At 53.1% G+C, this 16,612-nt stretch carries 19 protein-coding genes and 1 riboswitch; of the genes, 14 read left to right on the top strand and 5 right to left on the bottom strand.

Features of this window, described 5'->3' with window-relative positions:
* Positions 1 to 79 precede the first annotated feature (79 nt).
* Positions 80 to 574, bottom strand: coding sequence for a winged helix-turn-helix transcriptional regulator (locus ACK3CJ_RS19510; protein WP_409523863.1), 495 nt, complete (start codon positions 572 to 574; stop codon positions 80 to 82).
* 151 nt (positions 575 to 725) lie between these two features.
* Here ACK3CJ_RS19510 and fabB point away from each other — a divergent pair, with 151 nt between their 5' ends.
* The 4 genes from fabB to ACK3CJ_RS19490 all read left to right on the top strand — a co-directional run bounded on the left by fabB (position 726) and on the right by ACK3CJ_RS19490 (position 4,484).
* Positions 726 to 1,940 (top strand): beta-ketoacyl-ACP synthase I, encoded by a 1,215-nt coding sequence (fabB, locus tag ACK3CJ_RS19505; protein WP_409523862.1) that lies wholly within the window; start codon positions 726 to 728, stop codon positions 1,938 to 1,940.
* A 169-nt stretch (positions 1,941 to 2,109) separates the two neighbouring features.
* Positions 2,110 to 3,162 carry a nicotinate-nucleotide--dimethylbenzimidazole phosphoribosyltransferase gene (gene cobT, locus ACK3CJ_RS19500; RefSeq protein ID WP_409523861.1) on the top strand — a complete coding sequence of 351 codons (1,053 nt, stop codon included), beginning with the start codon at positions 2,110 to 2,112 and terminating at the stop codon, positions 3,160 to 3,162.
* A gap of 18 nt (positions 3,163 to 3,180) precedes the next feature.
* Positions 3,181 to 3,927: an adenosylcobinamide-GDP ribazoletransferase gene (gene cobS / locus ACK3CJ_RS19495; protein WP_409523860.1), complete on the top strand. Its 747-nt coding sequence runs from the start codon at positions 3,181 to 3,183 to the stop codon at positions 3,925 to 3,927.
* Positions 3,928 to 3,947: 20 nt separating this feature from the next.
* On the top strand, positions 3,948 to 4,484 hold the full coding sequence (locus ACK3CJ_RS19490) for a histidine phosphatase family protein (RefSeq protein WP_409523859.1): 537 nt from the start codon (positions 3,948 to 3,950) through the stop codon (positions 4,482 to 4,484).
* Positions 4,485 to 4,538: 54 nt separating this feature from the next.
* On the opposite strand, the gene ACK3CJ_RS19485 is transcribed toward ACK3CJ_RS19490, so the two are convergent.
* Complete coding sequence (locus ACK3CJ_RS19485) at positions 4,539 to 5,447, bottom strand: phosphotransferase (RefSeq protein WP_409523858.1); 909 nt, start codon at positions 5,445 to 5,447, stop codon at positions 4,539 to 4,541.
* A 15-nt stretch (positions 5,448 to 5,462) separates the two neighbouring features.
* Positions 5,463 to 5,595: riboswitch (TPP riboswitch) on the top strand.
* 63 nt (positions 5,596 to 5,658) lie between these two features.
* Between ACK3CJ_RS19485 and thiB the strand changes: the two genes are divergently transcribed.
* The 4 genes from thiB (at position 5,659) to ACK3CJ_RS19465 (ending at position 9,128) form a co-directional block, all read left to right on the top strand.
* Positions 5,659 to 6,657, top strand: a complete 999-nt coding sequence (gene thiB / locus ACK3CJ_RS19480) for a thiamine ABC transporter substrate binding subunit (RefSeq protein ID WP_409523857.1) — start codon at positions 5,659 to 5,661, stop codon at positions 6,655 to 6,657.
* Between the two features lie 7 nt (positions 6,658 to 6,664).
* Entirely contained in the window at positions 6,665 to 8,275 is a 1,611-nt protein-coding gene (locus ACK3CJ_RS19475) for an ABC transporter permease subunit (protein WP_409523856.1), read from the top strand.
* Complete coding sequence (locus ACK3CJ_RS19470; protein ID WP_409523855.1) at positions 8,268 to 8,879, top strand: ATP-binding cassette domain-containing protein; 612 nt, start codon at positions 8,268 to 8,270, stop codon at positions 8,877 to 8,879. The genes ACK3CJ_RS19475 and ACK3CJ_RS19470 overlap by 8 nt, the downstream gene beginning before the upstream one ends.
* A gap of 66 nt (positions 8,880 to 8,945) precedes the next feature.
* Positions 8,946 to 9,128 carry a hypothetical protein gene (locus ACK3CJ_RS19465; RefSeq protein WP_409523854.1) on the top strand — a complete coding sequence of 61 codons (183 nt, stop codon included), beginning with the start codon at positions 8,946 to 8,948 and terminating at the stop codon, positions 9,126 to 9,128.
* 11 nt (positions 9,129 to 9,139) lie between these two features.
* On the opposite strand, the gene ACK3CJ_RS19460 is transcribed toward ACK3CJ_RS19465, so the two are convergent.
* The 3 genes from ACK3CJ_RS19460 to flgA form a co-directional block, all read right to left on the bottom strand.
* Positions 9,140 to 9,298 (bottom strand): entericidin A/B family lipoprotein, encoded by a 159-nt coding sequence (locus ACK3CJ_RS19460; protein ID WP_409523853.1) that lies wholly within the window; start codon positions 9,296 to 9,298, stop codon positions 9,140 to 9,142.
* Positions 9,299 to 9,501: 203 nt separating this feature from the next.
* The gene (locus tag ACK3CJ_RS19455) at positions 9,502 to 10,056 is read right to left on the bottom strand and encodes a magnesium transporter (RefSeq protein WP_409523852.1); all 555 of its coding nucleotides are present in this window, start codon (positions 10,054 to 10,056) and stop codon (positions 9,502 to 9,504) included.
* A gap of 105 nt (positions 10,057 to 10,161) precedes the next feature.
* Entirely contained in the window at positions 10,162 to 10,851 is a 690-nt protein-coding gene (gene flgA / locus ACK3CJ_RS19450) for a flagellar basal body P-ring formation chaperone FlgA (protein ID WP_409526623.1), read from the bottom strand.
* A gap of 71 nt (positions 10,852 to 10,922) precedes the next feature.
* Here flgA and ACK3CJ_RS19445 point away from each other — a divergent pair, with 71 nt between their 5' ends.
* The 6 genes from ACK3CJ_RS19445 to ACK3CJ_RS19420 all read left to right on the top strand — a co-directional run bounded on the left by ACK3CJ_RS19445 (position 10,923) and on the right by ACK3CJ_RS19420 (position 16,434).
* A complete protein-coding gene (locus ACK3CJ_RS19445) occupies positions 10,923 to 11,855 on the top strand; it encodes a chemotaxis protein CheV (protein ID WP_409523851.1) in 933 nt (310 codons plus the stop codon).
* Positions 11,856 to 11,880: 25 nt separating this feature from the next.
* A complete protein-coding gene (locus ACK3CJ_RS19440; RefSeq protein WP_409523850.1) occupies positions 11,881 to 12,717 on the top strand; it encodes a CheR family methyltransferase in 837 nt (278 codons plus the stop codon).
* A 190-nt stretch (positions 12,718 to 12,907) separates the two neighbouring features.
* A complete protein-coding gene (gene flgB, locus ACK3CJ_RS19435) occupies positions 12,908 to 13,309 on the top strand; it encodes a flagellar basal body rod protein FlgB (protein ID WP_409523849.1) in 402 nt (133 codons plus the stop codon).
* 2 nt (positions 13,310 to 13,311) lie between these two features.
* A complete protein-coding gene (gene flgC, locus ACK3CJ_RS19430) occupies positions 13,312 to 13,746 on the top strand; it encodes a flagellar basal body rod protein FlgC (protein WP_409523848.1) in 435 nt (144 codons plus the stop codon).
* 43 nt (positions 13,747 to 13,789) lie between these two features.
* A complete protein-coding gene (locus tag ACK3CJ_RS19425; protein WP_409523847.1) occupies positions 13,790 to 14,461 on the top strand; it encodes a flagellar hook assembly protein FlgD in 672 nt (223 codons plus the stop codon).
* 14 nt (positions 14,462 to 14,475) lie between these two features.
* Positions 14,476 to 16,434: a flagellar hook-basal body complex protein gene (locus ACK3CJ_RS19420; RefSeq protein ID WP_409523846.1), complete on the top strand. Its 1,959-nt coding sequence runs from the start codon at positions 14,476 to 14,478 to the stop codon at positions 16,432 to 16,434.
* Positions 16,435 to 16,612 lie beyond the last annotated feature (178 nt).

The following is a 16,612-nucleotide window of genomic DNA, read 5'->3' as shown; positions in this document are numbered from 1 at the left end:
AGTTAATCCTCTAAATGTGAAAGCGCAGTAGTGTACATCAGGGCACTCTGAAAAACCTGCCCGGTGCCTTTGGCAAGGTTTAAGACGTGTGATCTTCCTTTAATTTTTTCCAGCGCTGCTGGGCATCTTCGGGCATATGCCTGCTTGGTTCGCCAATCAGGTCCCTGAAGCTGATCGGCTCACCGCACTCAGAACAAACAACCTGAGGGCTGGTGATCTGGTTGCAGGCTTTGTGAGTCAACTCGATGGGTGGTTGGTTCTTGAATACCCACTTGTCTCCCCACGCGATCAGCGTCAGCAAGACAGGCCCGAGTTCATATCCCTTTTGGGTCAGGTGGTATTCGAAGCGGTTTCCCGTGTCGTATGGAACCTGTTCGAGTATCCCCTCTGCGACCAGCGTTTCCAGCCTGTCGGTCAGGACTTTTCTGGAGATGCCGAGGCTGTCCAGAAGTCCGCTGAAGCGATGATTACCGATGAATACATCGCGAAGAATCAGCAGCGTCCACCACTCACCGACAATATTCAGGGCTTGAGCGATGGAGCAATGCATATCAGAAAAATCGGTGCGTTTCATAACGGCCTGCTGTACTTGAACAAAGTGAGTGCTTGGGATATCTTAACAGTCTCTTAAAGAGACTTTATGGTTATCTTTAATCATAACTGACTGAACAGGTTTCATACACTCGCCAAGGCGACAGTCTGGGCGGGAATTAAAGAGGCAGGATATGCGAAGAGTCGTCATTACGGGTATGGGCATTGTTTCGAGCATTGGCAATCAACTGTCAGAAGTGACGGCGTCATTGAGAAACGGTACTTCAGGTATCCGACTTCAGGAGTCTTATCGGGAGCAAGGGCTGCGCTGTCATGTAGCCGGCTCAATACAGAACCTGAATTGTGAAGAGCGGATACCACGAAAACTCTACCGTTTCATGGGCGATGCCGCCGCTTTTGGATATGTCGCCATGGAGGAGGCCATCGCTCAATCCGGCCTGACTGAAGCGCTGATCAGCCATCCCCGAACCGGTCTGTTGATGGGTTCAGGTGGCGCCTCCACGATGGATATAGTCGAGGCGGCAGATATCTTGCGCTCAAAGGGGATCCGCCGTGTAGGCCCTTATCGTGTTACGTCCACCATGGGCAGTACGGTCTCGGCCTGCTTATCCACCTCCTTCGGGATTAAGGGGATGAACGCCACGATGACTTCGGCCTGCTCTACAAGTGCACACTGTATCGGTTACGGCATGGAGCTGATTCAGTGGGGTAAGCAGGATATTATTTTTGCCGGTGGTGGGGAGGCGGAGCATTGGAGTCAGAGCTGTCTGTTCGATGCGATGGGCGCTTTTTCCACGCGCTCTAATGATCAGCCAGACAAGGCCAGTCGCCCATATGATGCTGACCGGGACGGCTTTGTCATCGCGGGCGGCGGGGGCGTGGTGGTACTGGAGGAGCGTGAACACGCACTTCGTCGTGGCGCCCCTATTCTGGCTGAACTGGTAGGTTATGGTACCGCTTCGGACGGTTATGACATGGTGGCTCCATCCGGTGATGGGGCGGCACGTGCCATGGCGTTGGCGATGGAAACCGTCAATGCGCCTATCGATTATCTGAACACGCACGGTACCAGCACGCCAGCTGGCGACATTGTGGAGTTGGAGGCGGTGGCTAAGGTGTTCGGTTCAGACTTCCCGAGATTCAGCTCCACCAAATCCCTGACCGGGCACTCGCTGGGGGCGGCCGGAGTCCATGAGGCTATCTACAGTATTATCATGCTTAATGAAGGTTTCATGGCGGCCTCTGCGAATGTTGAAAACCTTGATCCGGGCGTGGGTGACTGGCCGATTGTACTCGAACGCCAGGAGACACCTCTGAGTCGAGTGATGAGTAACAGCTTCGGCTTTGGTGGCTCCAACGTCAGCCTGGTATTCTCCAGGCATGGCTGATTTAATTTCCTGAATGGACTTGAATCACACTGTTTGGCAGAGGTGCTGGTTTGACAGAGGTACTTGTTTGATAGAGAGCTGTCCGATAACACCGTTCAAGGTTGTTATTTTAGCGGCAGCGCCGTACTCTGCGACTTTTCCAACACTTGAAAAGATCAAAGGGATTGTCGTGAATCAGCCTTTATTGCCGCCTATCTTCCATGTTCAGCCGGTCAGCGCAGCGCTGGATGAGCAGATACAGAGTGTGATCGACAACAAAACCAAGCCTTTGGGTTCACTGGGCAAACTGGAAGCGCTCGCGGCGCAGCTGGCACGGATACAGCAGAATCTGTCGCCCCGGGCGGATGAGGTGATGCATCTGGTATTTGCGGCGGATCATGGTGTGTGTGATGAGGGGGTCAGCCCCTTTCCACAGGAAGTGACGGCGCAGATGGTGCTGAATTTTCTGCGCGGTGGTGCTGCGATTAACGTGTTCTGTCGTCATAATCGTGTTGGGCTGAAGGTGATTGATGCTGGCGTTGCTGCGCCTCTGCCGAGTCATCCCGATCTGATCTCTGTGCCGGTAAGAGCAGGTACGGCCAACTTTACCCTGCAGCCAGCAATGACCAAAGCCGAACTGATGAACTGTCTGGAGCAGGGCGCTGCGATGGTGGATACCTGGGCAGCGGATGCACAGATTCTCAGCCTGGGTGAAATGGGGATCGGTAATACCACGGCTGCGGCAGCCATTCTGGCATCGATGATGCAGGTGCAGCCATCCGAAGTGGTGGGGGCTGGTACGGGGGCCAGTGAGCAGATGCAGCAGCATAAAGCAGCTGTAATCGCGAAAGCCCTGGCACGGATACCACTCGGCCCAGATCAACCACTGGCTGTGTTGCAGCAGGTAGGCGGGCTGGAAATTGCGATGATGGTCGGAGCTTTCCTGCGTGGTGCCTCACTGGGCAAGCTCTTGCTGGTGGATGGATTTATTGCCACCAGCGCCTGGTGGATCGCCTATGCTCTACAGCCGGCACTGAAGCACTACACGGTGTTTGCACATCAAAGTGATGAACAGGGCCATACCCGTGCCCTGCAAGCGCTGCAGGTGACACCTTTGCTGCAACTGGATATGCGTCTCGGTGAAGGTACGGGGGCTGTGGCGGCAGTGCCGTTGCTGCGTCTGGCCGCGGCCTTTTTCAATGAGATGGCCTCCTTTGCCGATGCCGGTGTGAGTAACGCCTGATATGACAGCTTCCCTACAATGACAGCCACCCTGCAGCGCGAATGGCAGGCCTTCTGGCTGGCGCTGGGTTTTCTGACGCGCATCCCGATGCTGGTGCGCATCGACTATTCCCAGTCTTTGATGAATCAGAGCAGTGTCTACTTCCCGCTGGTGGGGTTGCTGCTGGGAGCCACCTATACCGGTCTGTATCTGCTGTTGAGTCAGCTGTGGAGCTTGCCTGTCTGTCTGCTGCTGGTGTTGATCTTTCACCTCTGGATCACCGGTGCTTTTCATGAAGATGGGTTGGCTGATTCGATCGATGCACTGGGGGGCGGTTATACGGTTGAAAAACGCCTGAGTATCATGAAGGACAGCCGTATCGGCACCTATGGTAGTGTTGCCTTGATTCTGGCGCTGGGGCTGAAACTGGCGCTCTGGCTATCGATCGACGGCCTGCTGATCGCCTTTCTGATCGTACCAGCTATTGCGCGCTTCACGCCGTTGCTGCTGATGCATTTCATGCGTTATGTCACGGATCCTGATAGCAGTCGCAGCAAACCTGTAGCGGAAAGTTTCTCCGGCAGTCGGCTGTTGCTGGCTGGGCTTTTCTGTCTGTTGCTGTCGCTGCTGACACAGACTCTGTTCTGGTCACTGTTGGCTGTTGCTGCCACGGCGCTGATCTGGGGTTTTTATCTGCAGCGACAGCTGGGTGGTTATACCGGAGATACGTTGGGTGCCAGTGTCATCCTTACCGAACTGGTGCTGTTGCTCCTGCTGGCCGTATAAAAGGGGGCTATAGAAGGGCTATGCGCTACTGGATTCGACATGATCGACCGGAGTTGCCGGATCACATCTGTTATGGCTGGCTGGATCTACCGCTGGCGATACCTGTCGAGCAGACCTTGCAGACTCTGCCGGAGCTGCCGCACGGGCTGCCGATTTTTACCAGTCCATTGCAGCGTTGCTGTCTGCTGGCTGAATCCCTAGCGGAAACCCAGTCCGAAACCCTGTCTGAGTCGATGGCGGGAAGCATTGAGGTCGAGTGTCTGACATCGCTGCAAGAGGTGCACTTTGGCCGTTGGGAAGGCGTGCGCTGGGATGATGTACCCAGAGAGGAACTGGATGCCTGGGCTGCAGATCCTTTCGGATATCAGTTTCCGCAAGGGGAGTCGGTTCCGGCTTTTATCGAGCGTATCAGATTGATGCTGAACAGCCTGCCAGCAGATGCGATCATCATCACTCATGCCGGTGTGATCAGGGCCGCGCTGCATCTGAGTCAGTCCATCACTCTGGCAGAAGCATTTGATCGCAGAATCGATTTTGCTCAGTGTCTGCGTTTCTGAGAAGAGATAACAGATGTTACTCAGCCAGTTAGAAGAGTAACCACCTGTTCAGGATCATTCCCGGCTGGGCATGGCGAGATACCAGAGCTGATCAAATCTGGCTTTCCAGTATCCCAGAGCTTTCCAGGGTTGTTTTGAAGTCAGGGGCGGGAGTGGATAGTGTACCAGCGCCACCTCCAGTCGCTGCTTTTCAGCAGGGGTCAGCGTCAGCATCTGATCCAGCATCACTGCATCCAGCCAGGGGTTGCCGAGGGAGGCGAACTCCCAGTCGATCAGCGTACAGTGATCCTCAGTCAGCAACAGATTACCCGGGTGCAGGTCGTGATGGGTCAGGCAGGCCTCTGCTGTCGGCCAGTCGGCACATTCTCTCAGCAGCGCCTCGCTGAGGGCGTTGATCTGTTCAACATTGAGCTCTTCATTATTGAGTGCTTCAGCGTTTAGCTCTTCAGCACTGAGCTCTTTAGCATTGAACTCATTAGCACTGAGGACGTTTTGCCGCGCTAGCTGCGCATACTGATGAATCAGCTCTGAATAGTTACACAGCGGCAGTGCCTCGCGGATCTGCCAGCAATCGATCACGGCCTGCAGTATCAACGTGCGCTGCCGGTCGGCCAGAGTCATACCGTCTTGTTGTATGGCAGTCATCGTCTTTCCAGGCGCTTCACGCATCAACAGGCCCTCACTGGGCAGGACGGCAACCAGCTCAGGTGCCCAGTGTTGCCCTTGAATTGCCTGCATTACTGCCACCTCACGCTCCCTGTCCACGCCAGGGTTGGTGTGACTGAACTGACGCCAGACATAATGGCCGGATGCTGTTGCAATCAACCAATGCGGATTGCCGGTACCCATACCGAGAAAGGTGATCTGCCCGGCATCAATGTGGTGTGTGGCAAGCAGTGCATCCAGCCCTGAGCAGAGGGCTGGTTGAGTCGAGGGTGCTGATTGATGCGAGTCCGGATACATTGGGATATACTGATTGCTGTCTTATCGGGGTGCCCTGCGGAAGGTGATATCACCTTCATGGTCTTGTCATCAAGGCCCGGGCTGAGAGTGTACACCCGTTGAACCTGATCCAGTTAATGCTGGCGGAGGGAATGAGATAGCGACGCTGTTTGATTTGCAGCCGCTCTTGTCACCCGCCGTCGGCCCAGTTGCCTATGGCCGGTCGTCATCCATGAAAATCACACCTCGTAATCTTGCCTGTGCTGCGTTGGCAACTGTTCTGAGCAGCACATCTGTATCTGCATCCGAACTGACCGTGTATACCTACAGCTCCTTCACCAGCAGCTGGGGGCCGGGCCCACAACTGAAAACTCTGTTTGAAGCCCAGTGTGACTGCAGTCTGACGTTTGTCAGCAGTGACGATGGTGTCAGTCTGCTTAATCGGGTTCGTCTGGAGGGCAGTAATACCCGGGCGGATCTGATCATGGGTATCGATGATGCTCTGATGTCTCAGGCACGTGAACTGGGGCTGGTGCAGCCGCACGGACTTGACCTGTCGGACTGGCCGCTGCGCGACGAGTTGAGCTGGGATGATGATACTTTCGTGCCCTTTGATTACGGTTATTTCGCCTTTATCTATGATGCCGAACGACTGGCAGAGCCAGCGACCTCTTTTGCTGAACTGCTGGCTTCCGATGCGAGTGTAATTTATCAGGATCCGCGCACCAGCACGCCGGGGCAGGGCTTGATGCTGTGGATCAACGCGGTACATGGTGAGCAGGCAGGCGAGGCCTGGCAGCAACTGGCCGCTCAGACCGTCACCGTCACCAAGGGCTGGTCGGAAGCCTACAGCATGTTCCTCAAAGGCGAATCGGATTATGTCCTGAGCTATACCACATCGCCCGCGTATCATCTGGTGGCAGAAGAGGAGAGCCGCTATTTGGCAACTGAGTTCAGCGACGGCCATGTGGCTCAGATCGAAGTGGCGGCGCTGTCCGCCCATGCGCAGCAGGTTGAGCTGGCGCAGCAGTTCCTGCAGTTTTTGTTGAGTGAAGAGGCGCAGTCAGTGATCCCTGTCACCAACTGGATGCTGCCGGTACGTGATGATATCAAGCTGCCGGATGCCTTCGATACGCTGATTCAGCCGACCCGTATCGGTTTCAGCCCTGAGGTGATTCAGCAGTCCCGACCGGACTGGATTCGTGAGTGGCGGAACGCGGTCAGCCAGTGATTCGATCATGAACCGCCCTGTACTGATCAACCTGCCAACTAACCGGACCGGGCTGTGGTTTTGGTTCTGGCATCGCTGGCCGATAATGCTGCCGGGTGCATTGGCGCTGTTGCTGATGCTGGGTATCAGCGTCATGGCCTTTGTTGCACTGGCTGGCTGGGGCGATGCCGGTGTCGATACGACACTGTTACAAGAGCCCTGGTTCTGGCGGGTACTGCAGTTTTCGATCTGGCAGGCGCTGCTCAGCGCACTTCTGTCAGTGTTGTTGGCGTTACCAGTGGCGCGTGCGCTGGCGCTGGATCATCGTCTGCCGGGCAAAAGCTGGTTTCTGCGCTGGTGCCTGCTCTGTTTCGTGATGCCGAGTCTGGTGCTGATCACGGGGCTGGTGGCGTTGTTCGGGCGCTCCGGTTTGCTTACTCCGCTACTGCCTGGTGGCTGGAATCTCTATGGTCTGAGCGGCATTTTGCTGGCTCATGTGTTTCTGAACCTGCCTTTTGCGCTGCGTGTGTTTACTTTTCAGTGGCGGAGCATTCCGCAGGGGGCCTGGAAAATGGCCGCGCAACTGGGGTTGAGCGGCTGGCAACGTTTTCGGTTGGTCGAGTTGCCAGCATTGCGTGGCGTGGTGCCGGCCGTTACGGGCTTTGTTTTCCTGCTCTGCTTCAACAGTTTTGCGGTGGTGCTGGCACTGGGTGGCGGGCCACGCGCGACCACGCTGGAAGTGGCGATCTTTCAGGCACTTAAATATGACTTCAACCCGCCTGAAGCGTTGTTTCTGGCCTGGACTCAATTGCTGGTCGCTGGTGGATTGTATCTCATGTTCAGTCGCTGGGGTGGCTTGCAGTGGTTGACGCCTCTGCAACCGGATAGTGGCTGGCGGCCACATCTGAGTCGCGCGGGGCGTATTGGTGGTGGATTCGCTTATCTGTTGTGCGTGCTTTTCCTGTCGCTTCCTGTGCTGGTCCTGATTCCGACGGCGCTGCAGGCCAACCTTTCGGCGGTTCCCTGGCAGGAGATGTTGCAGGTGAGTCTGCGCTCGGTAATTCTGGCGATCAGTGCAGCGTGTCTCGCGCTGCTGCTGGCACTGGCGGTGCTCTCCTGGTGGCGACGTTTCGCCAGTCCGACACTGCGCCGCCTGATCGAAACCGCGGCACTGCATCATCTGGTGATTCCCGGTATGGTGTTGTCGGTGGGTGTCTATGTCATGCTGATGCCCTGGCTCAACTGGCAGGAGTGGGGCTGGCTTGCCATTATCCTGCTCAATGCATTGGTGGCACTGCCATTTGTTTTTCAGCAGCTCAAACCTCGCGTGTTCGAGTATGATGCCAATTATCGACCGCTGCTGGCTGATCTGGGGTTGGGTGCCTGGCCGCACTGGAAACTGGTGTATGGCCCTTTTCTGAAGCCGGTGTTGCAACGGGTGTTTGCGATCAGTTTTGTGCTGGCGCTGGGTGATTTTGCAATCTTCGGCATCTTTGGCAATGATGAGTGGCGTACCCTGCCCTGGCTGATCTATACCCTGTCGGGCTCCTATCGTCTGGCAGAAGCCGCACTGGCCTCCCTTTTGCTACTGATGCTGGCACTTGTCGCCTTAAGACTACTGGAACGCAACCATGCTTGAAGTCCGATCTCTGCAACTGTCGCGTGGAGCCTTGAGCTGGCAGTATGACTTTACATTACAGCCTGCTCAGATGCTGGCGTTGATGGGGCCGAGTGGCACGGGTAAAAGCAGTCTGCTGGAGTGTATCGGTGGTTTTGTACCGGCTGATGCCGGTCAGATTCTGCTGCAGGGAGAGCCTATCCAGCATTTGCCTGCTGAACAGCGCCCTGTCTCCACACTGTTTCAACAGCATAATCTGTTTGAACATATCAGTGTGGCGCACAATCTGCGTCTGGGTTTCAATCAGGGGCGGCCCAGTCATGAGCAGTGGAGCAGGGTGGAAGCTGCCTGCGAGCACCTTGGTATCCGTGAGTTGCTGGATCGCCTGCCTTCAGCCCTGTCGGGTGGTCAGCGTCAGCGTGTAGCACTGATCCGGACCGTTCTGCGAGAGCAACCCGTGATTTTGCTGGACGAACCCTTCAGTGCTCTGGATGATGATACTCGCCTGCTGGCCGGGCAATGGGTCCGTGATGAGGTCAGCCGCAGTGGCAAGCACCTGCTGTTCGTGACACATATGCAGGCAGATGCCGATAGCTGGGCAGATCAGGTGATCAGTATTGGATGAGTGGGTGCTGAATGCTCGCGTGGGCTAAATAATTAACAAAAATAAAACAACAGATATAGGTATCAAATGAAAACAGGTCAGTGGATCGGCGCCATCATCGCCGTCATTATTTTCCAACTCATCGCACCCAGTTTTTTCGATCTGTCGGAAGGCTTCAATATTCTGCGCACCATCCTGTCAATTGTAGCTGCCGTGATGGGGGCCATGGTGGGTAACTTTGTGGCTGAGTCGATCCGCTCTAAAAAATGACCGCCTTGAGGCTATTTTTTCCCGGCTCGTTCAATGGCCTGACCGCCTTTCTGGATATCCTTGCCAAGTCCTTCCACGGTGTTACAGCCGGTAACGCCAAGTGGGAGGGCAATAATCAATACGAGCAAGGCGCTCTTCAGAGAAAAAAACAGGGCAGAAAATCTTTCCATCTACAGGCTCCATAGTCAGTAATACAGACTGTCATTCAAACGGTTATACAGTTGGGAATCAGGAACGGATTATAGGCATAGATGGACACGCAGGCCAGTGTCAGGCACAAGGCTACCTGCAAAGCGTTCAGCTCTGCTCTCAAAGAGTGATCCTGTGGTGCTGTGGTGCCTTGAGATCGCTCCAGGCTACTACAAGAGTCTCTTCAGACGGTCCGCTTAAACTGATGCCAGACTTTCTGTGCACCAATCAACCATGCCGGTGAAGCATTCCCTGTTCCGGCCAATTCCAGTTCCGGATGATGTCTGACCACCTTATCCAGTATCGGTTCCTGTACCTGATTCACATCCACAAAGAAGACATGCTGACCGGCTGCAAGTTTCTCTCTGAAGGGCTGAAAATCAACATTTTCCTTCTGAATCCCTACAAAGCCACCTTCCCATACGCAGAAGGCAAACAGAATTGCCGCCAGAAAGATAAAAGGCATCCACCCGACCCCGGATGCAGCCCAGTCATTGAGATAGGTTGTACCAAGAACCAGCAGGGCCAGTGTCAGGCCGATCAAAGCACCGATTTTACCGGAATGAGCGACATCTTGTTTCATCATCGCAGAAACAGCGGGCAGGTGGTGATCTTCCACATCGCGTTCATGATCACTCAGAACGTGAATCTGTTCCAGGCTGATGCCTTCGGCTTCCAGTTCATGTTCCAGCGACTCCAGATCATCCAGATTGTTACTGACATAATAGTGTCTGTTCATACATCACCTCACAACACTCAAATTGGTTAAATATTAACCAAATAAAGTATAGCATCAGACGATGATAGTGCTCGCGCTGCAAGCATGACCGAGGAGGTTATAACTTCAGGGAACCTGGACCACACCATTGCCAACCACGTTGGCCCGCAGCTCTATCCCGGAGCGCGCGTTACGCACTGTGATCTGCTCATTTATCCGACCATCTTCGAGTGCGATGCCGGGGGTGCGTATCACCAGTCCGCCGCGTCTGACCTCAATGGCAACGCTGTCGCCACGATTAACCGCCAGAGCGGCCTCCAGCATACGTGTGGTGATGACCTGATTACTGCCTATGTGACGCCGTGACAGCTTGCCGAGCAGGTCCTGCTCACGCGTAAAGTACTCTTGATTGAGGCGCGCGATGTCCTGCTCCTGCATTTTCAGATCGTCTGCCGAAATTCTGCCATGCCTGACGATGGGGCGTGCTGCAACAACGACCATCATGAACTGGCGAACCTGCGCAGTTACGTTGATACTCCATTGGGGTGTGCTGCAGGCCGCTCTTGCCGTGACCCGTTGCCCACTGTTGAAAGGTAATGTTATCGTCAGGGGGTGGCTGCAGGCAGGTAAGCTCAGCGAGTTGTTGACAGGTGTCACGTTGACTTCAACACGACTGCTGGGCAGGCGGTTCTGAAACTCCTCTGTGATGAACTGACTGATGGCCTGTTCAATCTCGTCGGCAGGTGTTGATGCCGAAATAACAGGGGAAATCAAAAAAGTGGCGAAAAGCACCATAACTAGTGTTAAATTAAACATATTCACATGTGTGCTCTGTCCTAAGTGGCTGAACGCAACTCATAAAAAGAAAGCTTGGGGTTGATTGAATCATGTCAGGTATCCTGGATAGTGTAAACCTACGTACTCAGATGGTCGGGCAGAACCGCCTGGAGCTGCTGCTGTTCAGTCTGGAAACATCGCAGCGTTATGGAATTAACGTGTTCAAGGTGCGCGAGGTACTGCAGTGCCCTGATTTGACAGAAGTGCCGAGGCAGACAACTGTTATCAAGGGGATGGCCCACATCCGAGGTGAAACCATTCCCGTGCTGGATCTGTCAGAGGCGATCGGTCGCCGGCCGATTCCAGAAGAGGATGAGCGCACCTGCTTTCTGATTGTGGCCGAATATAACAAGCGTACTCTGGCGTTTCTGGTACGCAAGGTTGACAGAATTCTGAATACCAATTGGGATCAGATCATGGCACCGCCGGCTGAGATAGGAACCGATAACTACCTGACTGCCGTATTTGAGCATGAGGGCAAGTTGATCGAGATCATCGATGTTGAACAGATCCTGGCTGATCTCTATCCTGCACCGACTGATGTCAGTGAGGAGGTAGCCAACAAAGATGTTCGCCAAGAGGCGCATCAGTATCATGTGCTGATATGTGATGATTCTGCTGTTGCACGTAATCAGATGCAGAAAAGTCTCGAAAGTCTGGGGTTGAAGGTGACGATCGCCAAGAACGGTCGCCAAGCCTGGATGCTGCTGAAGGATATGGCTGACAAGGATGTGGATGTGACAGAGCACTTTCTGATGCTGATCTCTGATATCGAGATGCCGGAGATGGATGGTTACACGCTGACCTCCATGATCAGAGGTGACAGCCGGATGCAGAAGATGCATGTTGTGTTGCATACATCACTCAGTGGCGGATTCAACGTCTCGATGGTGAAAAAGGTCGGTGCCGATGGTTTCCTGGCCAAATTCAACCCTGATGAGCTGGCAGGTGTCGTCGTCAGGCGTATGCAAGCGGTCAGATAACCTGACCCAACTTGAGGCTGATTGAGTGAAAAGCGGATTTACGATCTCAACTGACGAGTTCAGAAGTTTCAGCCAGTTCCTGGAAAAGAGCTGTGGTATTTTGCTGGCCGACCACAAACAGTATCTGGTTCAGAGTCGTCTGAACCGGATCATGCAGCAAGAGGGCTTCAGTAGTCTGTCGGAGTTGGTATCCAAACTCAGTCAGTATGGTGGAACGACACTGAAAGAGCAGGTTATCGATGCGATGACAACCAACGAAACGCTCTGGTTTCGTGACATCCACCCTTTCGATATCCTGCGTGATAAACTTCTGCCTGAGATGACGGGTAGTGGCTCTCAGAAGCTTCGACTCTGGTCCGCTGCCTGCTCGACGGGGCAAGAGCCCTACTCCATCAGTATGGTGATGGAGGAGTATAAGCAACTGAAGCCAGGTGCTTTAATGACGGCGCCGGAAATAGTGGCTACGGATATCTCAAGCAGTGTGCTGAATCAGGCGCGGCGTGGAGAGTACGAGATGCTGGCACTGGGGCGGGGGCTGTCACAGGATAGACTCAAGCGCTTTTTTCAACAGTCTGCTGATGGTGTCTGGCAGGTTCGGCCCGAAATCAAGAGTCGGGTCAAGTTTCAGAGTCTCAACTTGCTCGGGCAGTACTCAACGCTGGGGCAGTTCGATATTATTTTCTGCCGTAACGTATTGATCTATTTCTCTTCTGATGTGAAAGCTGAAATTCTTCGCAAGATGCGTAAACAGCTTAAAACAGGAGGGTATCTGGTTCTGGGTGCGTCTGAATCCCTGTCTGGCATGCCAGATATCTACAAGATGATCCATTGCCGTCCTGGTATCATTTATCAGGCGATTTGATGCCGCTTCTACTCTCCAGGTTTCCATATTTGCCGCTAAGGCGGTAATTCATTGCCGCTTAGGTGGCAATGAACTTTAAAAAATCCCCTTTATGCATTAAAAATCAATAATTTAATAGTTATGGTATGTCTTTTGCATTTTTCTGTGCAATATGAGCTTTATGCTGTCGTAAAAGAACTCAGAGGCAATCATGGCAATTAACTTCGATAATGCACTTGGTATTCATCCTGACGCGCTGTTATTGCGTACGCGCCGTAGTGAGATCATTGCGAATAATATTGCCAATGCCGATACACCGAACTTCAAGGCGCGTGATATTGATTTCAGTGCTGTGCTGAAGGGAGAGCAGGCGGTACAGGAACCGGTTGCCCTGAAAGGGACTAAAGCAGGTCATTTCTCTGGGTTGATAGCGCCTGATTTTGCGGCGGATCTGCTCTACCGCCAGCCACTCCAGCCCTCCATTGATGGCAATACGGTGGAAGTGCAGGAAGAGATAGCACGTTTTACCGAAAACTCTATCCGCTTTCAGGCATCCTTTGAGTTTTTGAACAGCAAGTTCAGTGGCCTTAATTCAGCGATCAAGGGTGAGTAATCATGTCTTTATCTAACGTATTCAATATTGCCGGCTCTGCCATGAGTGCTCAGACGATTCGTTTGAATACAACGGCCAGTAATATGGCCAATGCTGAAAGTGTCAGTTCAAACGAAGGTGAAACCTATCGTGCGCGTAAGCCAGTTTTTGCACTGCGTGCACCAGAGGAGTCTGTTTTGCAAAGTGGTGAAGCGGGTCTTGCGCCTGGTCAGGGCGTTCAGGTACTGGATATTGTTCAGAGCCAGGCAGCATTGCGTCAGGCCTATGAGCCGGACCACCCGATGGCAGATGAGCAGGGTTACGTGTTTTACCCCAATGTGAACATCATGGAAGAGATGGCCGATATGATTTCGGCGTCACGCTCTTTCCAGATCAATGTTGATGTGATGAATACAACCAAACAGATGCTGCAGAAAGCGCTGACGCTGGGTCAGTGATCAGTGTCAGGGTTAGCTATTAAAGTTAAATAGAGGGGCTCTCATGAGCACTATTAACGGTACTGGTCAAAATGTTTTTGACAAGATAAACCAGAATAACCAATCAGAAGCTCAGAAAGCCAAAGGGCCGGGCGACGAAAGTCAGATGTTCATGAAGCTGATGATTGCCCAGTTGCAGAACCAGGATCCTACGAGTCCGGCTGAGACAACTGATTTCATGCAGCAGATCTCCAGTATGACCATGGTTGAGAGCATGGCGAACATGAGTAATACGGTAGAGAGCATGAGTAACTCGCTGTTGAGTTCTCAGGCGGCATTGCAGGCTTCAGCGATGGTGGGGCGAAATGCTTATGTGAAAACGGATACCGGTATTTTGACTGAGGATCGTGCCGTCAGGGGCATGGTGCCGCTTGAAACCAGCGTGTCTGATCTGAAAGTGTCAGTCTATGACGGTGCAGGGAATCTGATAGATGCTGTGAATATGGGAAATCAGTCTGCAGGTGAGCATAACTTCGCCTGGGCTGGTTTGGATATGCCTCCAGGAAAATATCGTTTTGTTGCAGAGGCACGCCAAGGTGACGGTGAGTATCAGACAGTAGAGAGTTATATCGCACATACCGTCAACAGTGTGACGCTGGGGCAGAACGGTATCGGTATGAAAGTTAATACAGATGGCGGTTCGGTTGGTATCAACGACGTCAGACAGATTGGATAAATGAGAGGTTAGCCATGTCATTCAATACCGCCATTACAGGTCTCAAAGCCGCCTCAACCATGCTGGATGTTACGGGCAATAATATTGCCAACACCAGTACCGTCGGGTTCAAGTCATCACGCACTCAGTTCGGTGATATCTATGCGACATCGGTTGTCGGTGCTGGATCGAGCAATACACCGGGCTCTGGTGTGACAGTATCCAATATATCGCAGGACTACAGTGCCGGTACTATTGAGTTCACGAATAACAACCTGGATCTGGCGATCAATGGCTCCGGTTTTTTTCAGCTGGATGATGGTCAGGGTGGCGTAACGTATACCCGAGCCGGTAACTTTGAGCTGGACAAGGATGGTTCCATTGTTTCGCAAAGCGGTAAGTTTTTGCAGGGTTATGGGTTGGATGAGCAGGGAAACCGTCTACCGATCGGTAATCTGGCGGTGACCCAGAAAGAGAGTCCGCCAAAGGCAACGGAAAGCATTGATCTGTCTTTCAATATTGATGCTCGGGAGGATGCTTCCTTACTGCTGCCCAACTATGATAAGGATCAGCCGGGCTCTTTCACCTACACAACAACCGTGCGTACGTTTGATAGTTTGGGTAATGAACATACCATCAAATACAACTTTGCTGAACAACGACCGGTGCGTGAGTATTTCGAATTCACGGTCGGTAATATTGATGATGTGCTGGTCTCGGGTCTGGATGTGTCTACCGCGGGTGCGCTTGATCCCGCCAAGCTTGAGGCGTTGGCCGCACGCGATAACAGGATCGACCCTGAGTCTTTTACACTGGTTGGCGGTGTACTGCGTTTTGAACTGAACGCCTGGGCTACGGATGCCGGTGATGTTGTTGTCACAGAAGCAGCCACTGCTCTGATACGGGATAATGCGGCGACCCCACACAGGGATGCCAATGAGGTGCGAACCTATGATATCACGCCGGGGGGTGATGGTACGATCAGTCTTGGGGGAGTGAATATCACCGTTGACAGTACTCAGTCTCAGCAGGAGATCGCTGAGGCTATTGTCGCTCGTGAAGCTCAGATTCTGGATCGTAACCCTGCAATGGAGTCAGTCCAGATAGTGCAGACCGGCACTAACTACCAGATTCAGATCCGCTTTAAGGCTACTGAGGGTGATATTCCTGCTGATCAGTACCGTCCCTCAGTGACAACTGATGCTGGCTCGCCGTCTGAAGTAGGGTTTGGTACTGCGCTTCCAGCCGCAGGCACGACTGCAGCAGCTGACCCGAATGAGCTGATAGAAGGTGATAATTCCTTCCTCGGTTTTTACAGAATGTATGCTTACCTGAATGGTGAGGAGATTCTGGATCTGGGTAAAATCCGTGACTGGGGTGAACCTGGGGGCGGTGCCGAGGTGCTGGGTGGTGGTGGTGAAACAGAGGTGGGTCCGATCCTGATTCAGTTCAATCCGACCAATGGCCTGTTACGCTCCATCAATGGAGAGGCGTTCCCGGCAGGTGGCCAGGTGCCGCAGATCACTATTTCAGGTGCTGATCCGGCCAACCCATTGACGACCATTCAGTTGGATCTGACTAACTCTACCCAGTTTGCTTCTGCTTCCATCGTGAAGAATCAGCAGCAAGATGGTTATACCAAAGGCGACCTGATCGGCGTAACCTTTGCCCCAACCGGTGAAATGATCGCTTCTTTCAGTAACGGTCAGAATCAGTCTCTTGGTGTTGTTGCCTTTGCGACCTTTGAAAACCAGAATGGTTTGCAGCCGAGCGGTGATACCGAGTGGATCGCGACTCTGACTTCAGGTAATGCGATTCTCAACCCACCTGGTACCGGTCTCAACGGTACATTGCGTTCAGCGTCGCTGGAGCAGTCCAACGTGGATCTGTCGACCGAGCTGGTCAACCTGATTCAGGCGCAGCGTAACTTCCAGGCCAACTCTAAAACGCTGGAAACCGCGAATAACATTACACAGACGATTCTGAATATCTGATCTGATTTTCTGAATCCTTACGGGTGGCTCGGCACATGACTGCTGAGTCACCCGTTTTCGTTTTATGCCCTCTTTTCCCTATAGGCTCTGCGTGCGTCATTACGTCATTGCGTTATGGCACAGACTTTGCATTATTTCTTTGTAAATACTCTGGGCGGCAATTTTTTACCTTAGCTGC

It is taken from the genome of Nitrincola salilacus, assembly GCF_046271865.1.
In the GTDB taxonomy this organism is placed as follows: Bacteria; Pseudomonadota; Gammaproteobacteria; order Pseudomonadales; family Balneatricaceae; genus Nitrincola; species Nitrincola salilacus.
This window is presented reverse-complemented; position numbering and strand designations above follow the sequence as displayed.

What these genes read in the sequence shown, in the direction of transcription:
- ACK3CJ_RS19425 (WP_409523847.1), top strand. Translation starts at nt 13,790, where the DNA reads ATGAGCACTATTAACGGTACTGGTCAAAATGTTTTTGACAAGATAAAC.
- thiB (WP_409523857.1), top strand. Translation starts at nt 5,659, where the DNA reads ATGAAAATCACACCTCGTAATCTTGCCTGTGCTGCGTTGGCAACTGTT.
- ACK3CJ_RS19460 (WP_409523853.1), bottom strand. Translation starts at nt 9,298, where the DNA reads ATGGAAAGATTTTCTGCCCTGTTTTTTTCTCTGAAGAGCGCCTTGCTC.
- ACK3CJ_RS19475 (WP_409523856.1), top strand. Translation starts at nt 6,665, where the DNA reads ATGAACCGCCCTGTACTGATCAACCTGCCAACTAACCGGACCGGGCTG.
- ACK3CJ_RS19485 (WP_409523858.1), bottom strand. Translation starts at nt 5,447, where the DNA reads ATGTATCCGGACTCGCATCAATCAGCACCCTCGACTCAACCAGCCCTC.
- ACK3CJ_RS19455 (WP_409523852.1), bottom strand. Translation starts at nt 10,056, where the DNA reads ATGAACAGACACTATTATGTCAGTAACAATCTGGATGATCTGGAGTCG.
- flgC (WP_409523848.1), top strand. Translation starts at nt 13,312, where the DNA reads ATGTCTTTATCTAACGTATTCAATATTGCCGGCTCTGCCATGAGTGCT.
- ACK3CJ_RS19445 (WP_409523851.1), top strand. Translation starts at nt 10,923, where the DNA reads ATGTCAGGTATCCTGGATAGTGTAAACCTACGTACTCAGATGGTCGGG.
- fabB (WP_409523862.1), top strand. Translation starts at nt 726, where the DNA reads ATGCGAAGAGTCGTCATTACGGGTATGGGCATTGTTTCGAGCATTGGC.
- flgB (WP_409523849.1), top strand. Translation starts at nt 12,908, where the DNA reads ATGGCAATTAACTTCGATAATGCACTTGGTATTCATCCTGACGCGCTG.
- ACK3CJ_RS19420 (WP_409523846.1), top strand. Translation starts at nt 14,476, where the DNA reads ATGTCATTCAATACCGCCATTACAGGTCTCAAAGCCGCCTCAACCATG.
- ACK3CJ_RS19510 (WP_409523863.1), bottom strand. Translation starts at nt 574, where the DNA reads ATGAAACGCACCGATTTTTCTGATATGCATTGCTCCATCGCTCAAGCC.
- cobS (WP_409523860.1), top strand. Translation starts at nt 3,181, where the DNA reads ATGACAGCCACCCTGCAGCGCGAATGGCAGGCCTTCTGGCTGGCGCTG.
- ACK3CJ_RS19490 (WP_409523859.1), top strand. Translation starts at nt 3,948, where the DNA reads ATGCGCTACTGGATTCGACATGATCGACCGGAGTTGCCGGATCACATC.
- flgA (WP_409526623.1), bottom strand. Translation starts at nt 10,851, where the DNA reads ATGTTTAATTTAACACTAGTTATGGTGCTTTTCGCCACTTTTTTGATT.
- ACK3CJ_RS19465 (WP_409523854.1), top strand. Translation starts at nt 8,946, where the DNA reads ATGAAAACAGGTCAGTGGATCGGCGCCATCATCGCCGTCATTATTTTC.
- ACK3CJ_RS19470 (WP_409523855.1), top strand. Translation starts at nt 8,268, where the DNA reads ATGCTTGAAGTCCGATCTCTGCAACTGTCGCGTGGAGCCTTGAGCTGG.